Here is a 19,126-nt window from a genome sequence, read left to right on the forward strand (position 1 = left end):
CTGTAAATAACTTGCTTAATCTGCTTTAAAGTTGTTCGATTGAGTTGCTAAAAGTACTTAAGTTGCGGATTTTTGCTTTTCTTTTCTGTACTGTGTGAGCAATTTTTTATTCTTGTGAATAACATTTGAGGTTGAGAATGAACACAGTACTACGCGCATTAATGGCGACAGGTTTGATGGTGGTGTCTTCACAGTCACTGGCCGCTGCATTTCAGTTGGCGGAACAGAACGTTTCTGGATTAGGTCGTGCTTACGCCGGTGAAGCAAGCGCTGCAGATGATGCATCCGTTGTTGCACGCAACCCGGCATTAATGAGTCAGTTTCAAGGGATCCAGGTGAGTGCTGCGGCCATGTATGTAGAACCGGATGTAAGCTTGCAAGGCATATCAACCAATAATGGTTTGCCGGCGAACTTGCTTGATGATGACAGCATTGCCCCCAGTGCCGTGGTACCAGCCGTGTTCATGACAGCACGCCTCAATGACCAGTGGTCTGTTGGTGCAGGTATGTACTCCCAATTTGGCTTGGCCACTGAGTTTGATAAGGATTACGCTGCGGGTCAGTTAGCAGGTGATACTGAAATTGTGACCATCAATACCGGTGTCTCTGTGGCCTATGAAATTGATCCACAATGGACACTGGCATTGGGTCTGAACCATGTCTATGCCGATGCCAAAGTGATCCGTCATTTGGGTGCTAACCCTCTACAAGCGCCTGCCAGCACAGAGGTGGTTAATCTGGAAGGTGATGACAGTGGTTATGGCTGGAACCTGGGTTTGAGTTATCAGATTGATGAAGACAATCGGCTTGGTTTTCACTACCGCAGTGAAACGGACATTACCTTTGATGGCCATTTCAGCAACCAGTTGCCAGCATCATTTGGCGGTACCAATGGCGTCGCGTTGCCTGGCACACTTGAGCTGACCTTACCTGCAATGGCCGAAATCTCAGGAACACATAAACTGACTGAACCAATGACTTTGCACTACAGTGTACTCTGGACGGGCTGGAATAGCTTCCAGGAGCTTGAAGCTCAGGTTGCGGGGAAGCCGGTATTCAATAAAAAGGAGCTGTTTGATAACTCATTACGCTTCTCTGTTGGGGGAGATTACCAGTGGAATGCCGTTTTGAAATTGCGCGCAGGTCTGGCGTATGACAGCTCGCCTGCCAATGAGTCACACATGTCTATCTCAATCCCAGATACTGACCGGACCTGGTACTCGCTTGGTGCAGAGTATCAGCTGAGTGAGACTGCCAGTGTGGATTTTGGCTTGAGTATCCTGCGTGGTAAAACTCAGACCTTTGTTGAGAAAGACAGCCTGGGTAGCGAGTGGGGCTTTAAATCTAAAGGTCATGCCACGGTTGTGGGCATTCAGTACAACCATAGCTTCTAACTTGAATAGAAAAAAGCGGCTTGAGAGCCGCTTTTTTTTGCTTAAAGGAGTGCTTTTAACTGATAGAGCAGGTCGTGTGCTGCACGAGGCGAGAGCTCGTCCGGGTCAAGCTCTGCAAGCATTTGTTCGACTTCAGACGGTTCACTGACCAAAGGCAGAGTTTGCTGCATTTGGGAGGCCGGCACTGTCTGCGGGCTTTCGACCACACTCTGGTGTTGCTCCAGCAATGCCAGCTTGCGCTTTGCCATGGCCAATACCGCTTTGGGTACTCCTGCGAGTCCGGCGACTTGTAAACCAAAGCTCTTGCTGGCGGCCCCTTCCATCACAGTATGTTTAAAGGCAATGGTATCATTGTGTTCAATGGCATCCAGATGCACATTGACCAGGCCTGATTGTTGCTCTGCCAGCTCGGTCAGTTCGAAGTAATGAGTGGCGAACAGGGTCTTGGCGGCAATTTTACCTGCCAGATAATCGGCAGTGGCATAAGCTAGCGACAAACCATCATAGGTACTGGTGCCTCGACCAATTTCGTCCATCAAGACTAGAGATTGGGCCGTCGCATTGTTGAGTATGGTGGCTGTTTCTGTCATTTCGACCATAAAGGTTGAGCGTCCGGAAGCCAGGTCGTCACTGGCACCAATCCGCGTAAAAATGCGATCGACTTTGCCTATTTGCGCAGCACTGGCGGGCACATAACTACCAATGTGTGCCATCAGCACTATCAAAGCCGTTTGGCGCATATAGGTCGATTTACCGCCCATATTGGGACCCGTAATGATCAACATCTTGCGATCAGCATTGAGGTGAACCGGGTTAGCAATAAAAGGTTCTTTGCTGACCTGCTCAACCACCGGGTGACGACCCGCTTCAATGTGGATCTCATCGCCATTACTCAGCTCAGGTTGACAGTAATCCAGCGTTTGTGCGCGTTCTGCCAGCGTATTGAGTACGTCAAGATCAGCCAGCGCCGCCGACATGGTTTGTAGTTGCTCGATGTAGGGCGCGATCAACGTGAAGAGCTCTTCGTACAGTTGTTTCTCGAGCGCCAGCGCCTTGCTTTGGCTACCCAGCACCTTGTCTTCATGCTCTTTGAGTTCAGGAATGATATAGCGCTCATTGTTTTTCAGCGTCTGGCGGCGAATATATTCGGGCGGTGCCAGGTGTGAGTTAGCTTTGCTGATCTCAATATAAAAACCATGCACTTTGTTGTAGCCAATTTTGAGTGTGCTGATCCCGGTGCGCTCACGCTCACGTTCTTCCAGTTGGTCCAGCACATCAGTTGCGCCCTCACTGAGGGCTCGCCATTCATCCAGCTCTGCGTTGTAACCCGGTGCAATGACGCCGCCGTCGCGGATCAGCACTGGCGGATTATCAATGATGGCGCGTTCCAGTAAATCCTGGAGTTTTGGCAAAGTCGGAGACTGTGCGCGGATCTGCTGTAACCTCGGATCGCTGCTTTCTCCCAAAAGTTGATGCAATGGGGGAAGTGCCTGCAATGCATTGCGCAGTCGCGTCAAATCTCTGGGTCGGGCATTACATAACGCCAGGCGTGCGACCACACGTTCAATATCGCCGATCTGGCGCAGACCGTCATAGACCTCAATATTGAGCTGTGACTCAATTAAGCTGGCAATGGCATTGAGCCGTGCGTTGAGCTCATCACGGTTGCGCACTGGTGTGTGAATACGACGTTTTAGTAATCGAGAGCCCATTGGTGTGGCGGTTTTATCCAGCACTTGTGCCAGGGTGTTTTCGATACTGCCAGACAGATTCACGGTCAGTTCAAGGTTTTTACGGGTGGCTGCATCCAGAATGACGGCGTGTTCGTTTTTTTCCAGAGTAATGGCACGGATATGAGGCAGTGCGGTGCGCTGCGTGTCTTTTACGTATTGCATGACACAGCCCGCAGCGATTAATCCTGCCCTGGCGTCTGCGACGCCAAACCCTATCAGGTCTTGTGTGCCAAATTGCTGGCAAAGCAAATGAGTAGCCGTATCCAGATCAAACTCCCAATCCGGGCGTCGTCTGGCGCCTTTTACTTGCTCGAGTACCAGCAAGTTACTGAATGACTCGGGGTAGAGCAGCTCTGCCGGCTGCAATCTTTGCAGTGTTGATGTGAGTGCTTCATCAGTGGCTAACTCGACGATGTTAAAGCGCCCCGAGTTAATGTCTAAATAGGCGACGCCATAGTGTTGCTTTTCCTGCCATAAGGCGGCGAGTAGGTTGTCCTGACGCTCCTGTAACAGCGCTTCATCAGTCACTGTACCTGGTGTGACGATGCGTACGACTTTACGTTCAACGGGTCCTTTACTGGTGGCCGGATCGCCGACCTGCTCACAGATAGCAACGGACTCGCCCATCTGAACCAGGCGGGCCAGGTAATTCTCAACTGCGTGATAAGGGACACCTGCCATTGGAATTGGCGCACCGCCAGCCTTACCCCGGTGCGTCTGTGAAATATCCAGTAACTGCGCAGCGCGAATGGCGTCATCAAAGAACAACTCATAGAAATCACCCATACGATAAAACAGCAGAATATCAGGGTGTTGTGCTTTGATCCTAAGATACTGCTGCATCATAGGGGTTTGTTGTTTTATAGTATGTTCGGAATAAAGATCTAACGACATTACTTATACCTAAAGGAAATGAGTATGGAGCTTCATACTGAGATAGCCAGCCTGGCGGCACAATTGGGGGCTATTCTAACCAATAACGGGCAGACAATCACTACCGCAGAATCATGTACTGGGGGTGGGATCAGCTATGCGCTGACCGATACGCCCGGGTCATCGGCGTATATTGAACGTTGCTTTGTCACATATAGCAATGAGGCCAAATCCCAGTTGTTGGGGGTGACGCCAAACACACTGGCTGAGTTTGGTGCGGTTAGCCAGCAAACGGTTCAAGAAATGGTGCAAGGGGCGGCGAATGCTGCCCGGGCGGACGTGGCCATTGCGGTATCTGGCATTGCCGGGCCTGGTGGCGGATCATTGGAGAAGCCGGTGGGTACTGTATGGTTTGGCTTCTATTTACAGGATAAAGTACTGTGTGAAGTCTGTCACTTTACCGGAACACGAGCTGAAGTTAGAGTGCAAGCTATTGAATTTTCAATTAGAAAAATAATTTCTCTGCTAAATGGTTAAATTAAGCTTGATACTGTAATTTCATACAGTATACTTGTCGTCAATACGCTAGATTGGAGAAGCAAATGAACGATAACAAACAAAAAGCGCTCGACGCTGCATTGTCTCAAATTGAGAGACAATTTGGTAAAGGCTCTATCATGAAGCTGGGCGATAGCCAGGCATTGGATATTGAAGCCGTTTCTACAGGCTCATTGGGGCTGGATATTGCTTTGGGTATCGGTGGCTTGCCAACTGGTCGTATTGTCGAAATTTATGGGCCTGAATCATCGGGTAAAACAACCCTGACGTTGCAAGCCATTGCAGAAGCGCAAAAGCAAGGTAAAACGTGTGCCTTTGTGGATGCAGAGCATGCCTTAGACCCAGTTTATGCAGAAAAGCTGGGTGTGAACGTCAATGACCTTTTGGTCTCTCAGCCAGACACGGGTGAGCAGGCGTTAGAGATCTGTGACATGCTGGTGCGTTCAGGCGCTGTAGACGTGGTAGTCGTTGACTCCGTAGCAGCACTGACACCGAAAGCAGAAATTGAAGGTGAGATGGGTGATACCCACGTTGGTTTGCAGGCAAGATTGATGTCTCAGGCACTGCGTAAGCTGACAGCCAACATTAAGCGTTCAAACACGCTGTGTATTTTCATTAACCAGATCCGTATGAAAATTGGTGTGATGTTCGGTAACCCGGAAACCACAACGGGTGGTAACGCGCTTAAGTTCTACGCGTCAGTACGTTTGGATATTCGTCGTATTGGCTCTGTTAAAGAAGGCGATGAGGTTATCGGTAACGAAACCCGCGTAAAGGTTGTTAAGAACAAAGTTGCGCCGCCATTTAAGCAAGCTGAATTTATCATCATGTATGGTGAAGGTACGTCGAAGCAGGGCGAACTTATTGACCTGGGCGTGAAACACAAACTGGTTGATAAAGCCGGTGCTTGGTTTAGCTACAATGGCAATAAGATTGGCCAGGGTAAAGCAAACTCAATTAAGTTCCTGAAAGAAAACACCGCCATTGCTGATGAGATTGAAGGCAAGCTGCGTGAAATGCTATTACTTCAGGCAACCATCAAGCCTGAAGAAGGCGAAGATCAAGGTCTGGCAGACGTAAAAGACCTGGAACTATAACGACTACTAGCGTAGCGGAGCACTCAGCAGTTCATATGGGTGCTCCTTTTGTTTATGTGAAACATGACGCGTCTACCTAATTGACTGGCTATGGCAGCAGTCTTCCAGTATTAACTACTTTTTTATCGCTTTTAGAACTCACAACTGCGTTCAGACACATTATGCGTTGTTCTGAGCTCATCTCAATCAGTCTTCTGATCCTATTATCCATTTATACTAAGCGGCTATCAGCGCAGTACTTCTTTAGTGAAAGGTACGCTATTTTGTATGGTTGTGTTATTTAATACGCCATGCTTTTAATACCAATTTGCTTAATTACATAATCTATTTTGAGGCGAGGAAATAGGGCCGATAACACCGCTCCCGCGTCCCGCTATCGCTGAGGCGCCTACATCCTATAGGCGAGGCAAATATTTGTGAATCTGTGTCTAAGGTGTAAGGTTCTAAATAAGAAGTTTTTAACGCTGTTAGCGTCCAATTTGCTCCTTCAAATAGACCAGGCAGTAAGTGAAATTGGTATAAGACACCAGCTAAGCATAGATAGACTCCTCGCTGAAGTGGTGAATGTTGGTAACATGAATTAGAGCTACATGTTCAACATAGTGGCTGTCAGCTTTCCTTATCTGTTACCCCGAATTAAGAGAATGCCACTGATAATATTGTATAAATACATCGATACGTGCGTGATATCAGATGAAGAGTGGCCTGACAGATTGTGTACTTAGCTGGTTAAGGCTAAGCCAGTGAGAGGCTTCGGGGCGGAATTAGGCAGTAAGTGTGTCGAATCGATATGAGGTATCAAAATGGCTAAATATGGCCTCAGGTAGTCCCAAACCCTACGATGATAATTTGGGCTTAGCGGAGTAAGGTTTGTCCATATCAACCGCAGCTGTGTTTAGCTGGCTCATACAATAATTGGTGTAACGCTGCCAGATGAATAAAACGCACAATGACCGTTTTATCTTGTACTCACAATAAAAAAGCCGCGTAAAACGCGGCTTTAATTCAGTTTACTTTAGTGATTAGTTACCACCGGTACCTGTTACAGGCTCGTCGGTGATAGTACACGTTACTGGGATATCAAGCGTTGCAGCTGTTGCGTTAGCAGCAATGTCTTGAGTAAACCAAGTGTTGTTGTTTGGATTTTTGAAGCGTACAGAGTAAGCTGTGTCGCCTTCTTCCAATGTTACGTCAAACGCACCTGAAGGGTAGAATGTCTTAACGAAACGGTTTTCACGGAATAACTGAACAACAGTTGGTGTAGTAACTGGTGTTGCAGGAATATCAGCGTCAGCGTTGTTAGTACATACGAACTGCGGAGTCAGTGACTTTGTAATCTCTGTTGCTGCAGAAGTAGTCAGTTTCAACGTACCGTTGTTCAGGTCACATAGGTTAGCGAAAGTTACACCTGTCGCTTGACCATCCGCAGCACCGCCAACTACGTTGCCGTCACCGTCAACTGCGTTGTCCAGAATGTTTACGCCGTCTTTCATCATCTTCAGTTTAACTTCAAATGATGGTGGATTTCTGAACGTACCTTTAGTCAGGTCAGAACGGTTGTATGCGCCGATAAGTAAGCGGTAGCTGTTCGCTTCAACCAATACGTCAGCGTATTCTTGGCTTGGCTGGTCGTTTGCATCAACAATGTTGAAGTTAACACGACGGTTGTCACACTTCTCTGCGTCCAGGATATAAGTGAAGAAATCCAGGTTCCAGTAAGATAGGTGATCTACGTCAACAACAACATTGTGTGTTGCTGAGTTTTCATCAGCATCCGCTGAAACTACGCCGTAGCTTTCAAAAGACCATTCACCAACTTCTTCGTTGTAGCTCCACACTGGGAAGATATCGCCTACAGCGATTTGACGAGGCTCAGGGTTAGTTTTACATACGCCGTTCTCAAACAGACCATTGTCACCTTCCGCAGCCGCTGCAACAGTGCCTTCACCGTCGAATACTTGTGGACAAGGGTTGCTGGTCGCTTTGTCTACTTTCATCGCAACCTGAATTGAGTTGCCTTCACCAAATTTTGAAACTTTGTTGCCCGCGTCATCAACCATTTCAATCGCAACGAAACCACCAGTTGAGAATGCACCGTCAATGTTAGTCGTTTCATTCTGAGCAACTGTCAGTGCCAGGCCACCAGGGAACGCATCGATAGCAGATTCTGCTGCTGCAACAGTATCAGTCTCATTAGCGTTACGCTGTGCTTCGTTGGCAAAGTAAGCCACAGTCAACGTAGGTGCTGAAGTCAGAGGTTGGTCATCTGCATCCAGGAATTGCGTACCGTTCTTAACAGTTACAGATACGCCACCTGCAGCTTTGTTTTCATTCTTTGCAGCGTCCAAGTTCTTTTCAAGAGTCAGCGCGTCTGCACCTTCAATTGCTAAACCAGCTTCAGCGCTATAAGTAGCTGTTACACCGTCACCTGCAAGTTCACCAATAGCTGATGAAGTAGCAATGATTGGAACCGCGCCGTCTGCTTGCTCAAGTGTGCGAGGAGTCAGGCGTACTAGCTCAGCAACATCAGCGGCGTCCTGAGTAAGTTCAACAGTGCCTGAGTTTGACAAGAAGCCTTCTGCCGTTACAACGAAGTCGAAAGTAACACCAGCTTCTGGTACTTCAGCAACAGTAAAGCCGAAAGAGCTTGCTTGAGAAGAAGTATCACCTTCACCAAGTGCTGCACCAGCCGTATTCAAGATACCTGTTGAGCCATCTGGGAAAGAAATAGTTGCAGTTACAGTATCCGCCAGTGGGTTACCTTGCGTGTCAGCTACAACGACAGTGAATGAGCCAGCTTGTTTTTCAACAACCTGATCTGTTGGAGGAGTTACAACCTTTTGAGTTGGCTCCGGTGGCGGCTGGATATCAACGTTATTGTCATTGTCGCTAAAACAGCCTGCTAAACTAACTGTAACGCCCAGTGCCAGGGCAAGTTTTGTTAGTTTGAATTGTTTGTTTCCCATGATTTTTACCTTTTCCTTTAAATCCAAGTAAACTGAGAGTAGTCACTAATGCTGTGCAGATGTAAGAGAGCCTTGCCCCGCGCGCAAATTAGTGTTTAGAGGATAAGCCCACATTAATTTTTCGTCAAGTGAACTGCTCGATCTTTATCCAAAATTTCACATAAAATAATAACCTACTGATGTACATTTAGGTTATCGTGCTACTTCTGTTAATAATCCTATGTCCAGAAGAATTATAAATAATTAAATTTGTGCAAATGCGTCGATAAATGCCTGTAATTTAGCCATGTCTACGGGCTTTAGCCCCTCAGATGTTCTCACTATTAACCCTTTCTCAACAAGTTCACTAACGACTCGGCGATAAGCCCGCTCCGTGGTTGCAAAACGCTCGGCTTCCGCACTGACGGTAGAGTATGCGCGCAGTAATGCTGGGTGGTTGTTCTCGGCTCTGAGCAAGCAATCTTTGGCGATATTATAGCTTAATGGCAGCAATAGCTTGTCGAGGTTTATTTTTTGGTTTTCTGTAAACTTTGCCGCAATCGTTTGCGCCGTGTATAAGCTCAATTCGGGTTGCGCCAGCAAAAGCTGTCGCCAATGCTTTAGCTCGATCAAGTTATACTGGACGTCATTAAGACAGGTAACCGTGTAAATACATGGCTGATTGTTCAAAGCTTCAATTTCACCTATTAAGGTGTTGTTGCAGTCTAGCTGGCCTAATAGCAGGCGACGACCATTACCGACATCGTAACTAAATGACACCGTACCACTTCTCACCAAGATCAGCTTTGTGAGTGGTTCATCCTGATGAATGAGCACTTCTTTTTTTGTGTGCTGAAAACTATTACCAGCGAAGCTGAGCAGTTGTTCCACCAAGGTGGTTGAAAAATGATATTGAAACATCTGGATGGCTCTTCGGACAATTGTCCTATTTATTAATTTGTTATGAAGATAGCATGCGTGTCATCGGTTTCATGCTAACTCACCCGATTGAGAGGCTAAATGCTTTTCACCCCCGTTCCCGTGTTAGAGCTTATTTCAGGTCCTAATTTCTGTGGGGTTTAGTGAGTTAGCCTTTTTATTCATGTCGCTTGCATGACAGCAGTGTGCTTTATGCAAGCTAACGCCAATTAGACGAGTGCTATTATCCTGCATTCTGAGTCTTGGTGTCTACACTGAATAATGCTAACTCAACTGCGAGGAGAGAACAAATGACTTGGGAACTTTTAGGTTACGTCGCGTCCGCATTTTTAGTCGTGTCTCTCATGATGTCCAACGTGGTTAAGTTACGTTGGTTTAACCTCGCAGGGTGTATTTGCTTTACTATCTATGGGGTGATGATCACCGCCTGGCCCGTTGCACTAACTAACGGATTGCTGGCGCTGGTGAATATTTATCACCTGGCCAAGCTACACCGCTCAGATAGCGACGCTTCCTCCTGACAGCGCATATCGAGCGGCTGTCCCGCCGCTCTGAGTTTCAGTCTGTTACAAGCTTAGTCTTGTGAATAACGTAGCTGACCTGCAATCCACGTCTGTTTGACCTGGATGTCTCTGATCTCCTGCTCTGGCACTTTAAAGTAATCTTTATCGAGTAAAATAAAGTCAGCCCACTTTCCTTGTTCCAGACTACCCAGTTTAAACTCCTGAAAAGCGGCATAGGCTGCATCTAAGGTAAACGCCTGTAGGGCCTGTGTTCGTGTCAGCCGTTCATGATTACGCCATCCCTGCTGCGGGTGGTGCTGTGCGTTCATGCGCGTGATTGCTGCATGTAAGCCATGAAACGGGTTGGCCAACTCGACTGGGAAATCTGACCCTGCTGCCACTTTACTGCCCTGTTGCAAAAAGGTTTGCCACGCGTAGGCCCCTTTGAGCTGCTCATCGGTGAGCCTTTGTTCCGCCATGTGCATATCCGAGGTAGCATGTACGGGTTGCATAGAGGGAATGATATCCAGAGTCTTAAATCTTGGGATGTCATCCGGTTCAACAATTTGTGCATGCTCAATTCGGTTTCTTAACAATTTACCACCGATGGTTTTAAAGACATTTTCATAGCTGTCCAGCACCAGCCGGTTGGCACGATCGCCAATGGCATGCGTATGCGCACTAAAGCCATGTTTTACCGCTTGCGCTATCAATTGTTCAAGGTGCTGCGGCTGCTCAAGCATCAGGCCCCGGTAGCCCTGGCGGTCTTTGTAATCTTTCAGCAATGCAGCTCCGCGACTACCCAGCGCACCATCCGCGTATATTTTAACACTACGAATAGACAGCATATCGCGCTTATCTTTGAATACCCCCGCTGTTAACATACTATCCAGCTGAGGGTCTGCGGCGCTGAGCATGGCATATATACGCAGCGGTAAGGTCTGGCTTTGTGAGCGGCTTTGGTAAAGTTTCCAGGTTTGTTTATCGATACCTGCATCATGTGCACTGGTTATACCCAGGCTGAGCAAATGATCACCGGCTTTATTTAGAGCCTGATTAAGGTGTGCTGTGGACGTGGGGGGGATGTGTTTTTTTACCAGGTGCTCTGCTTTGTCGATAAAAATACCGGTCGGATTCCCGGATGGGTGACGAAGGATCTCGCCGCCAGCAGGAGAGGCCGTTTTTGCATCAATCCCCGCCAATGACATCGCCATACTATTAACCCAGATGGCATGGCCATCAACCCGCGTTAAAACCACAGGGCGATCTTTGACAAATTTGTCCAGATCCGCCGCAGTTGGAAAGCGATTAGGCGTCCAGCGTGTTTGATCCCATCCGCGGCCGAGGATCCAGCCTTTGGGGTTTTGGGTGCTAAATTCCTTAAGTTGCTGACCTACCTGCTCGACTGAATTGGCTTCACGAATATCGAGCCGGGACAGGTTATTGCCCAAACCAATGATATGGCCATGCGCGTCAATGAGTCCTGGCAGCAAGGTCATTCCCTGACCATCAAATTTACTGGCTTTGGGGTATTGGGCTGCAAGTTGTTTATTGCCTATCCGGACGACTTTACCATCCTTGATCACTAAGGTCGCAAAGGTCTTGATTTCGCCGCTGCGGGTGGGGGTATAACCGTTGACGTTGTGTATCAGTGTAAACTGAGCCATGCTGATCCCACTGTACAAAGTCAGGGCCAGACAAATAAACCGGATCATGGCAGGAGTTTCCTTGTATTATTTTATTTCTTTAGCAACCAATACCGCATTTTGTCTTAAAAATACATCGAACTGAGACAGAAAAACGACTGTGGTAACATAAACCGATATTTGTTCATTTTATAGGGTCAATAATGCAGTTATTTATGGTTTATCTGGGCGGCCGTCTGAGTGGCTGTCACATCGAAATGCATGATATTCGTTTCGTGGTTGGTACACGTATCGAAGACACGTTTGGTGCGCTAAAGCAGCAATGGGTCGGTGACAAGGACAAAGTACACATGGACAGCTATGTCGCGCTCAGACATATCGATGGTTACCAGGTAGACCTGGTCAGTGAACCACCCGTCCAACAGCCCAATTTATATTTTGTGAATCTGGGTGGCTATCGCCATGACAGTCTGGCTGAACAGCATGCATTTGGCTTGCTTGTTGCCCCAACAGCACAAGCAGCCAAAGCCCGTGCGCTGAACACATTACTGCCTGATACCGAATTGCGCCATAAAGATGATTTGTATGCAGTGGATGACTGTATGGTGTTGGACCTCATCGATGGCAAGCACTATGTTCAGCTGACGCCCAGCGGTCAGTCCCAGCCCATCGCCCCGCAGTGGTTTGGCTACCATAAGTTGTGATGGCGCCTCTGCTCCGGTTTATTCTTCTTTATCTGCTTTAATGGCGATCCTGATAGCAATAATGACAATCGCAAACATCAGAAAGGGCAGCGCTGCTAAGGCATATTCTGCAATATGACTGTCCTGATAGTTAGGCTGCAAAATAAAGTGGCCACCAATACACAAAGCGATGCTTACAAAGAGTAAAGGTAACATTTTTAGTTCTTTATTTGGTTTGCTCATGATCCCAGCCTGTCATTACTTTTCGTCACAGGCTTTTTAAACGAGTTGGCTCGACAACGCAAGTTAATGCGGGCGTTTCTTTGATCCAACCCCTTTTTTGCAGTGCCATTTTTTTGCACCCCTCTTCGTGATATAACAAAGCTCAATGCCTGTCATTTATACAGTGAAGGAATGAGGAATGAAGAAAAGTAAAGTTATCGTGATTAAGTTGGGGACCAGTGTGCTTACTGCCGGTACAGATAAGCTCAATAAACCACGTATGATCGATATTGTGACTCAGTGTATGGCACTCAAACAGCAGGGTTATCTGCCCGTATTGGTGTCCAGTGGGGCAGTGGCTGCGGGCAGAGATGCGGTTGAGCACAGTGTCGGCGTTTCGATAGCAGAAAAACAAATGCTGGCGGCCATTGGACAGGGTCAGTTGATCCATTTATGGCAGTCTCTGTTTGCGCTATTTGATCAGCCTGTGGCACAACTACTGCTCACACGCGCAGATGTAGAAGATCGGGAGCGTTACCTTAATGCACGCGATACCATAACCCAGTTGCTGAAACATCAAGTGATCCCCATTGTCAATGAGAATGATGCCGTCGCCACCTCCGAAATAAAAGTAGGGGACAACGACAACTTATCGGCGTTGGTGGCGATTCTGGCCAACGCCGATAAGCTTTTGCTGCTGACCGATCAGCCCGGCCTGTTCACGGCGGATCCCCGCAGCAACCCAAAGGCCACGTTAATCTCTGAGGTTGAATTTATCGATCAGTCATTGATGGCGCTGGCGGGTGGGGCAGGCAGTAAACTGGGCACCGGCGGCATGTATACAAAGCTCGAAGCCGCACGCACTGCACAGCGGGCTGGGATTGAGACCATCATTGCTAAAGGGGCAGAACCTCAGGTAATTGAACAGGTGATGGCGGGCACAGCACAAAGCACCACCTTTGTGCGCTTTGATGCGCCGCTTGAGGGACGTAAAAAGTGGCTCTTGTCAGGTCCTAAATCAACGGGCTATGTGCAATGTGACCCCGGCGCGGTGGCTGCCATTGCGCATCAGGGCGCAAGTTTATTGGCGAAGGGCATTGTTGCCATCGGCGGCGAGTTTGCACGGGGCGATGTGATTGAAGTACGTGACCTTGACAATCAATTGCTTGCTAAGGGACTGGTCGCTTTTGATCATCAGGAAATGGATCAAATTAAACGTCTGCATAGCAGTGAAATCCCCCTGGTTTTGGGTTATCCGGCGTCTAATGTGGTGGTACATCGTGACGACCTGGTGTTGCTGGATATCTACGCCGGCTCACTCTAAGTTTTACTCGTTGCTACCTGGCTGAGTCTGTGATGCGCGGGCTCAGCTCAGGCACGTTATGAAGGTAGGATTGAAAGCTGGTAAATAAGCGCTAATCTTTAAGGTGGGTCTGAATACCGGGCAACTACGTGACTACTTCCACTTGCGGACACGAATACACCATTAGCTTGTTAGAGCTAAAAGAAGAGCAGGCATTGTATCAGCAGTTTTGCGACATTCTGCGGTCGCTGCTGCCAGAGCAGCCGTTGAGTTTTTTTATTCGCCCTAGCTTGTCTAACAAAGAAGCGCTCAAGCTGATCTATCAGCAACATGTCAGCGAGCCTTTGGCATTGCAAGAGATGCTTGAGAAAGCCCAGTTGTGTATGGACAAACCGGTGCTCATCAGTAAATCCTACACCTGTATGCCGTTGCGACTTGACGATCAGGTGATTGGGTTGCTGTGGATCTACGAGGCGTTAACTCCGGCTAATTGTAATTTGACTGCACATCTGATGAATGTGTTTTTTCATCAGTTGCATACCCTGGCGCTGGCTCGTATTGACCCCTTGTCTCAGTTACTCAACCGCCAGACCTTTGATGAGAAAGTCCTCGAAATCGCCTCTGGTCAGGGCTTTTTGCAACCCCGTGATGAACCGGATCCGCGTCGCTGGTATCTGGCTTTGTTCGACATAGACCATTTCAAGCGTGTCAATGACTCCTTTGGCCATGTGATAGGAGATGAAGTGATTTTATTAACCGCTCAGTACCTGAAAGAGAATTTTCGGGCCGAAGACTATGTGTTTCGTTACGGAGGCGAGGAGTTTGCTGTTTTGTTTCAGGCGCACAATGATAGCGAAGCCCAATCTTTGTTAGACCGCGTACGTGGCGTGATTCGTTCTGTGATGTTTCCTCAGGTGGGTCAGGTAACTCTGAGTGTTGGCTTTACCGATGTGACGGATGTTATGCAAGTGTCCGAGCTGGTAAATCAGGCCGATATGGCGTTGTATCACGCTAAACAACATGGTCGAGACAGGGTCGTTTTTTATGGCACGCTGGAGGGCCTCTCTTTGCAGGTTACGACCTCAGATATTGAACTTTTTTAAGTCATTCGGTACCAATTTTCCGGCAATTCTGTGGTATTCTACGCGCCACAAGAATTCTGGAGTATGACAATGAAATTAATCCGTATGCTGCTTGGCAGCCTGATTTTACTGTTTGATTTTATCTTTACCCCGCGCAGTAAAAAGCGCCCTGCAGAGGCGCAAGCCAAGTTGGATGCGCAAACCGCCAAACTGAAACTGTATCAATTCAAAGGGTGCCCATTCTGCGTTAAGGTGCGTCGTGCCGCTAAGCGGGAAGGCCTGAAACTGGAAACCCGTGATGCCAAGAATAATCAGGCATATCGTCAGGAGCTGCAAGAGCAGGGGGGCAGAATCAAAGTACCTTGCCTGAGGATTGAAGAGCAGAACCAGGTAACCTGGTTGTATGAATCGAACGACATTGTTGACTATTTACAAAAGCTTGAGCAAGCCGCTTAATCACGACATCCGGCACACTGGCTGTCAGCGGTTTGCCCGTACAAGGGGCTATGCTAGCATTAGCCCCATGACCTCATTAGACACAATTTAAGAGAAAAAACATGACTATCCGCACGCGTGTTGCACCGTCACCGACGGGCGATCCCCACTTAGGCACAGCCTATATTGCGTTATTCAACTACTGTTTTGCCAAGCAGCAAGGTGGTGAATTTGTTCTGCGTATCGAAGATACCGATCAACAAAGAAGTACCCCGGAGTCAGAGCAAGCAATTATGGACAGCCTGCGTTGGCTTGGCCTGGAGTGGGATCACGGACCGGATGTCGGCGGTGACTTTGGTCCTTACCGTCAGTCTGAACGCAGTGACTTATATAAAAAATATGCCCATCAGCTGGTGGAAGAAGGCAAAGCGTTTTACTGTTTTGCAACGGCCCAAGAGCTCGACGAAATGCGTGAGCAGCAAATGGCCGAGGGTTTACGTCCTAAATATGATGGTCGTGGTCTGAAACTGACTCAGGAAGAAATACAGGCAAACCTGGATGCGGGCAAACCTTATGTGATCCGTATGATGATCCCAGAAGAAGGCAGCTTTAAATTTGACGACTACCTGCGTGGTGAGATTGAGATCCCGTGGGAAAATGTCGACATGCAGGTGCTACTGAAAGCGGATGGCTTCCCAACTTACTTCCTGGCCAACGTGGTTGACGATCACCATATGCAGATCAGCCATATCTTCCGTGGTGAAGAGTGGATCAACTCAGCGCCGAAACTGCTCAAGCTGTATGAAGACTTTGGCTGGCAAGCGCCGGTTCTTGGCCACCTGCCATTACTGCGTAACCCGGATAAGTCGAAATTGTCTAAGCGTAAGAACCCGACTTCTATTAACTACTATAAAGAAATGGGTTACCTGCCAGAAGCGGTCCTGAACTATCTGGGCCGAATGGGCTGGTCTATGCCTGATGAGCGTGAGAAGTTTACGCTGGCCGAGATGATTGAACACTTCGACATGAAGCGCGTGTCTTTGGGTGGTCCGGTATTTGATATCGACAAGTTAAGCTGGCTAAATGGTCTGTGGATCCGTGAAGATCTCAGCGATGAACAGCTGATTGAACGCTTTGTTGACTGGAAGCTCAATGGCCAGATGTTAGCGCGAGTGCTGCCAGAAGCGAAAACCCGCATCAATACTTTGTCTGATTTGGTTGGTCTGGCAGGTCACTTTGTTGGTGGGATCCCTGAGTATGATCCGGCACTATTAACTGCGGGCAAAGCAGAAGAAGAGACCGTGCGTCAGGCACTACAGTTCTTTATCTGGGAACTGGACAAGCTGCGTCAGTGGAACAAGAGTGAAGTGTTCGCCGTGGCTAAGTCTGTAGCGACCTTCCACGAGTTGAAGATTAAGGACTTCCTGGAGCCCATCTTCGTTGCCATTACCGGCAAGACCTCGTCGACCTCTGTGGTGGATGCCATGGAGATCCTGGGATCTGACTTGTCTCGTGCGCGCTTACGGGTGGCATTAAACCACCTGGGTGTGTCTAAGAAGCAAGCAAAGAAGCTGGAAAAAGCATACCGTGAATACCCAAGCATAGGGTAACGGCGAACAACTCACATTATGCCCTTCAGATTGACGGGATAATGAATCGGGTTGGAATAAAAGGCTGAACTGAGGTTCAGCCTTTTTTATGGCTAATCAGCATCTGACTGACTCGTTAAAAAGCCATCCAGGAGTGCCTTGAGCTGTTGCAGATCTGCCAGTGGCATTTTGGTTTGTGCCAGCATTTGTTGGGGAATGCAGCTACACTCAGCCTCCAGTGCTTTGCCTTTTTCTGTGAGGTAAATATGGCACTGGCGCTCATCACGTTCTGAGCGCTCCCGCGTGACTAATGCTTGTTGAGCTAGGCGTTTAAGCAGTGGTGTAAGTGTGTTGCTATTGAGTTGCGCGCGTTTGCCAATTTCTCCCACCAGTAACCCATCCTGCTGCCAGAGGATCATCAGTACAATATATTGCGGATACGTCAGGCCGCGCGCCTTTAACAGCGGTTGATAAAGCCGGGTGACCTGCCGCGATGCGGCATACAGGCTAAAACACAGTTGATTGTCCAGACGTAGTTCCGTGGGCTGCTCTTTCATTTTATGCGCTTAATGCCTTTTCGATGTCTTTGCTTATTTTCTCAGGTTTTGTTGTTGGCGCATAGCGTGCTAATGGCTGGCCATCTTTACCCAGCAGGAATTTAGTAAAGTTCCATTTAATTTTATTACCAAACAGGCCGGGCAGGGCGTCTTTGAGATAAGCATACAACGGGTGTGCCTGCGCACCATTGACGTCGATTTTTTCCATCATCTGAAAATCCACCCCATAGTTGATCAGGCAGCCTTGCTGTATCTCGGTGGCACTGCCGGGCTCCTGCTGGCCAAACTGGTTACAGGGAAAGCCAATGATGCTCAGGCCCTGCGAACCATATTGCTCATGCAGCGCCTGAAGTCCCTCATATTGGGGGGTCAATCCGCACTGGCTGGCAGTATTAACAACCAGCACGACTCGGCCTTGCAGGCTGCTAAACTCAAACGGTTGCCCTTGCAGTGTATTTGCACTGAACTCATATAGTGTTGTCATTTAAAATCTCTCAAGATTATATCGTGTGCGATATAATTTAGAGTAACAGACCAGATAGATCAAGTTTTATTCAGTCACAGCTTGTCTATGTGGACTGAAACCGCTCCAAGAGAAAGTCGATGAGCAGGCGCACGCGATAGGGCATGAGATCTTTACGTGGATAAACCAGCCAGGAGGCGTTGTCGGTGACCTGAAACTCATCCAGTAGGCTGATCAGTGCACCAGAGGCGAGATGCGGCTCGACAATGTCGCGTGCCAGATGGGAGATCCCCAATCCTTGCAGGCAGGCCTGTAACAGGGCATGTGGGTGATTCGTTCGCCAGTTGCCGTTGATTTTGACTTCTTCAATCTCACCATCAATGATAAAGCGCCATCGATTATTTGCAGCCAGCAGGCAATTATGCTGAGCCAGCTCATGGGGGTGTGTGGGGGCTGGGTGAGCATCAAGGTAACGAGGGCTGGCAGCCAGGGTCATTGGTCGGGGTGTCAGCTTACGGGCGATGAGACTGGAGTCGCGCATGCGGCCAAAGCGGATCGCCAGATCAAAGCCATCTTCAACCAGATCAACGTTGCGGTTGTTGAAATCAATCTCAACGGTCACTTCCGGATACTGAAGGCAAAACTCGGCAATCACTGGCGCAACCGTATTGGCCACGAAATCCCCGGCACCGGTAATGCGAATGTGTCCTTTCGGTATTTGTTGACCACCTAATAGCTGATCATTGGCTTCGCTGAGCTCTTGCTGGATCAGTTTGAGTTTGGCCGCATAATGCTTGCCTGCGTCAGTCAGATTGATGCTGCGTGTGGTGCGTTGCAGCAACAAAGTGCCCAGTCGCTGCTCCAGTTGTTGGATTTGGCGGCTCACATGTGAAGTTGATACATCCAGTGCCTGAGCGGCTTTACTGAAACTGCCCTGCTCAACGACGGCGAGAAAGATATCCAGCCCTTGCCACATTTTTATTTCTCCAGTGCAAGTAAGATTAATATGGTATTAGTATTGTTGCAGTATGGCAAAATTAATTTGCCAGTGAACTAATGATCATGACAGTCTGTCAGGCTAGACTGAGAGTCGTTTTATATCGA

At 48.3% G+C, this 19,126-nt stretch carries 17 protein-coding genes; 9 read left to right on the forward strand and 8 right to left on the reverse strand.

All coding sequences use genetic code 11. From position 1 onward, the window contains the following. Nucleotides 1–137 precede the first annotated feature (137 nt). On the forward strand, nt 138–1,394 hold the full coding sequence (locus tag PRUB_RS01340) for an outer membrane protein transport protein (RefSeq protein ID WP_021032863.1): 1,257 nt from the start codon (nt 138–140) through the stop codon (nt 1,392–1,394). Between the two features lie 41 nt (nt 1,395–1,435). Here the strand turns inward: PRUB_RS01340 and mutS are convergent, their stop codons facing one another. Beyond that, nucleotides 1,436–4,021 (reverse strand): DNA mismatch repair protein MutS, encoded by a 2,586-nt coding sequence (gene mutS, locus PRUB_RS01345; RefSeq protein WP_010383221.1) that lies wholly within the window; start codon nt 4,019–4,021, stop codon nt 1,436–1,438. Between the two features lie 24 nt (nt 4,022–4,045). Here mutS and PRUB_RS01350 point away from each other — a divergent pair, with 24 nt between their 5' ends. Together PRUB_RS01350 and recA are read left to right on the forward strand one after the other, a co-directional pair. Further along, nucleotides 4,046–4,537, forward strand: coding sequence for a CinA family protein (locus PRUB_RS01350; RefSeq protein WP_010383219.1), 492 nt, complete (start codon nt 4,046–4,048; stop codon nt 4,535–4,537). A gap of 65 nt (nt 4,538–4,602) precedes the next feature. After that, the gene (gene recA / locus PRUB_RS01355; protein WP_010383217.1) at nt 4,603–5,655 is read left to right on the forward strand and encodes a recombinase RecA; all 1,053 of its coding nucleotides are present in this window, start codon (nt 4,603–4,605) and stop codon (nt 5,653–5,655) included. Between the two features lie 1,022 nt (nt 5,656–6,677). Here the strand turns inward: recA and PRUB_RS01360 are convergent. After that, nucleotides 6,678–8,621 (reverse strand): hypothetical protein, encoded by a 1,944-nt coding sequence (locus PRUB_RS01360; protein ID WP_010383215.1) that lies wholly within the window; start codon nt 8,619–8,621, stop codon nt 6,678–6,680. Nucleotides 8,622–8,864: 243 nt separating this feature from the next. Continuing rightward, entirely contained in the window at nt 8,865–9,521 is a 657-nt protein-coding gene (locus PRUB_RS01365) for a Crp/Fnr family transcriptional regulator (protein WP_010383214.1), read from the reverse strand. Between the two features lie 308 nt (nt 9,522–9,829). Here PRUB_RS01365 and PRUB_RS01370 point away from each other — a divergent pair, with 308 nt between their 5' ends. Continuing rightward, nucleotides 9,830–10,060 (forward strand): YgjV family protein, encoded by a 231-nt coding sequence (locus tag PRUB_RS01370; RefSeq protein WP_010383212.1) that lies wholly within the window; start codon nt 9,830–9,832, stop codon nt 10,058–10,060. Nucleotides 10,061–10,113: 53 nt separating this feature from the next. Here the strand turns inward: PRUB_RS01370 and PRUB_RS01375 are convergent, their stop codons facing one another. Further along, a complete protein-coding gene (locus PRUB_RS01375) occupies nt 10,114–11,757 on the reverse strand; it encodes an amidohydrolase (protein ID WP_010383211.1) in 1,644 nt (547 codons plus the stop codon). 134 nt (nt 11,758–11,891) lie between these two features. Here PRUB_RS01375 and PRUB_RS01380 point away from each other — a divergent pair, with 134 nt between their 5' ends. Then, nucleotides 11,892–12,392: a DUF1543 domain-containing protein gene (locus tag PRUB_RS01380; protein ID WP_010383209.1), complete on the forward strand. Its 501-nt coding sequence runs from the start codon at nt 11,892–11,894 to the stop codon at nt 12,390–12,392. An 18-nt stretch (nt 12,393–12,410) separates the two neighbouring features. On the opposite strand, the gene PRUB_RS01385 is transcribed toward PRUB_RS01380, so the two are convergent. Beyond that, nucleotides 12,411–12,614 (reverse strand): hypothetical protein, encoded by a 204-nt coding sequence (locus PRUB_RS01385; protein WP_010383207.1) that lies wholly within the window; start codon nt 12,612–12,614, stop codon nt 12,411–12,413. Nucleotides 12,615–12,792: 178 nt separating this feature from the next. Between PRUB_RS01385 and proB the strand changes: the two genes are divergently transcribed. The 4 genes from proB (at nt 12,793) to gltX (ending at nt 17,023) form a co-directional block, all read left to right on the forward strand. Beyond that, on the forward strand, nt 12,793–13,917 hold the full coding sequence (gene proB, locus PRUB_RS01390; protein WP_010383205.1) for a glutamate 5-kinase: 1,125 nt from the start codon (nt 12,793–12,795) through the stop codon (nt 13,915–13,917). A 128-nt stretch (nt 13,918–14,045) separates the two neighbouring features. Next, nucleotides 14,046–14,999, forward strand: coding sequence for a GGDEF domain-containing protein (locus PRUB_RS01395; protein ID WP_040645070.1), 954 nt, complete (start codon nt 14,046–14,048; stop codon nt 14,997–14,999). A 69-nt stretch (nt 15,000–15,068) separates the two neighbouring features. Next, nucleotides 15,069–15,434, forward strand: a complete 366-nt coding sequence (locus PRUB_RS01400) for a glutaredoxin family protein (RefSeq protein ID WP_010383201.1) — start codon at nt 15,069–15,071, stop codon at nt 15,432–15,434. A 101-nt stretch (nt 15,435–15,535) separates the two neighbouring features. Continuing rightward, nucleotides 15,536–17,023, forward strand: coding sequence for a glutamate--tRNA ligase (gltX, locus tag PRUB_RS01405; protein ID WP_010383198.1), 1,488 nt, complete (start codon nt 15,536–15,538; stop codon nt 17,021–17,023). A gap of 92 nt (nt 17,024–17,115) precedes the next feature. On the opposite strand, the gene PRUB_RS01410 is transcribed toward gltX, so the two are convergent. The 3 genes from PRUB_RS01410 to PRUB_RS01420 form a co-directional block, all read right to left on the reverse strand. Then, the gene (locus PRUB_RS01410) at nt 17,116–17,559 is read right to left on the reverse strand and encodes a MarR family winged helix-turn-helix transcriptional regulator (protein ID WP_010383196.1); all 444 of its coding nucleotides are present in this window, start codon (nt 17,557–17,559) and stop codon (nt 17,116–17,118) included. Between the two features lies 1 nt (nt 17,560). Then, nucleotides 17,561–18,043: a glutathione peroxidase gene (locus PRUB_RS01415; protein WP_010383193.1), complete on the reverse strand. Its 483-nt coding sequence runs from the start codon at nt 18,041–18,043 to the stop codon at nt 17,561–17,563. Between the two features lie 85 nt (nt 18,044–18,128). Beyond that, entirely contained in the window at nt 18,129–18,998 is an 870-nt protein-coding gene (locus tag PRUB_RS01420; RefSeq protein ID WP_010383192.1) for a LysR family transcriptional regulator, read from the reverse strand. Nucleotides 18,999–19,126 lie beyond the last annotated feature (128 nt).

The organism is Pseudoalteromonas rubra (assembly GCF_000238295.3).
GTDB classification, from domain to species: Bacteria; Pseudomonadota; Gammaproteobacteria; order Enterobacterales; family Alteromonadaceae; genus Pseudoalteromonas; species Pseudoalteromonas rubra.

Bases quoted from the DNA above. Each gene is read 5' to 3' on its own strand.
- PRUB_RS01340 (WP_021032863.1), top strand. From the start codon at position 138: ATGAACACAGTACTACGCGCATTAATGGCGACAGGTTTGATGGTGGTG.
- recA (WP_010383217.1), top strand. From the start codon at position 4,603: ATGAACGATAACAAACAAAAAGCGCTCGACGCTGCATTGTCTCAAATT.
- PRUB_RS01375 (WP_010383211.1), bottom strand. From the start codon at position 11,757: ATGATCCGGTTTATTTGTCTGGCCCTGACTTTGTACAGTGGGATCAGC.
- gltX (WP_010383198.1), top strand. From the start codon at position 15,536: ATGACTATCCGCACGCGTGTTGCACCGTCACCGACGGGCGATCCCCAC.
- proB (WP_010383205.1), top strand. From the start codon at position 12,793: ATGAAGAAAAGTAAAGTTATCGTGATTAAGTTGGGGACCAGTGTGCTT.
- PRUB_RS01420 (WP_010383192.1), bottom strand. From the start codon at position 18,998: ATGTGGCAAGGGCTGGATATCTTTCTCGCCGTCGTTGAGCAGGGCAGT.
- mutS (WP_010383221.1), bottom strand. From the start codon at position 4,021: ATGTCGTTAGATCTTTATTCCGAACATACTATAAAACAACAAACCCCT.
- PRUB_RS01400 (WP_010383201.1), top strand. From the start codon at position 15,069: ATGAAATTAATCCGTATGCTGCTTGGCAGCCTGATTTTACTGTTTGAT.
- PRUB_RS01380 (WP_010383209.1), top strand. From the start codon at position 11,892: ATGCAGTTATTTATGGTTTATCTGGGCGGCCGTCTGAGTGGCTGTCAC.
- PRUB_RS01360 (WP_010383215.1), bottom strand. From the start codon at position 8,621: ATGGGAAACAAACAATTCAAACTAACAAAACTTGCCCTGGCACTGGGC.
- PRUB_RS01410 (WP_010383196.1), bottom strand. From the start codon at position 17,559: ATGAAAGAGCAGCCCACGGAACTACGTCTGGACAATCAACTGTGTTTT.
- PRUB_RS01385 (WP_010383207.1), bottom strand. From the start codon at position 12,614: ATGAGCAAACCAAATAAAGAACTAAAAATGTTACCTTTACTCTTTGTA.
- PRUB_RS01370 (WP_010383212.1), top strand. From the start codon at position 9,830: ATGACTTGGGAACTTTTAGGTTACGTCGCGTCCGCATTTTTAGTCGTG.
- PRUB_RS01350 (WP_010383219.1), top strand. From the start codon at position 4,046: ATGGAGCTTCATACTGAGATAGCCAGCCTGGCGGCACAATTGGGGGCT.
- PRUB_RS01415 (WP_010383193.1), bottom strand. From the start codon at position 18,043: ATGACAACACTATATGAGTTCAGTGCAAATACACTGCAAGGGCAACCG.
- PRUB_RS01365 (WP_010383214.1), bottom strand. From the start codon at position 9,521: ATGTTTCAATATCATTTTTCAACCACCTTGGTGGAACAACTGCTCAGC.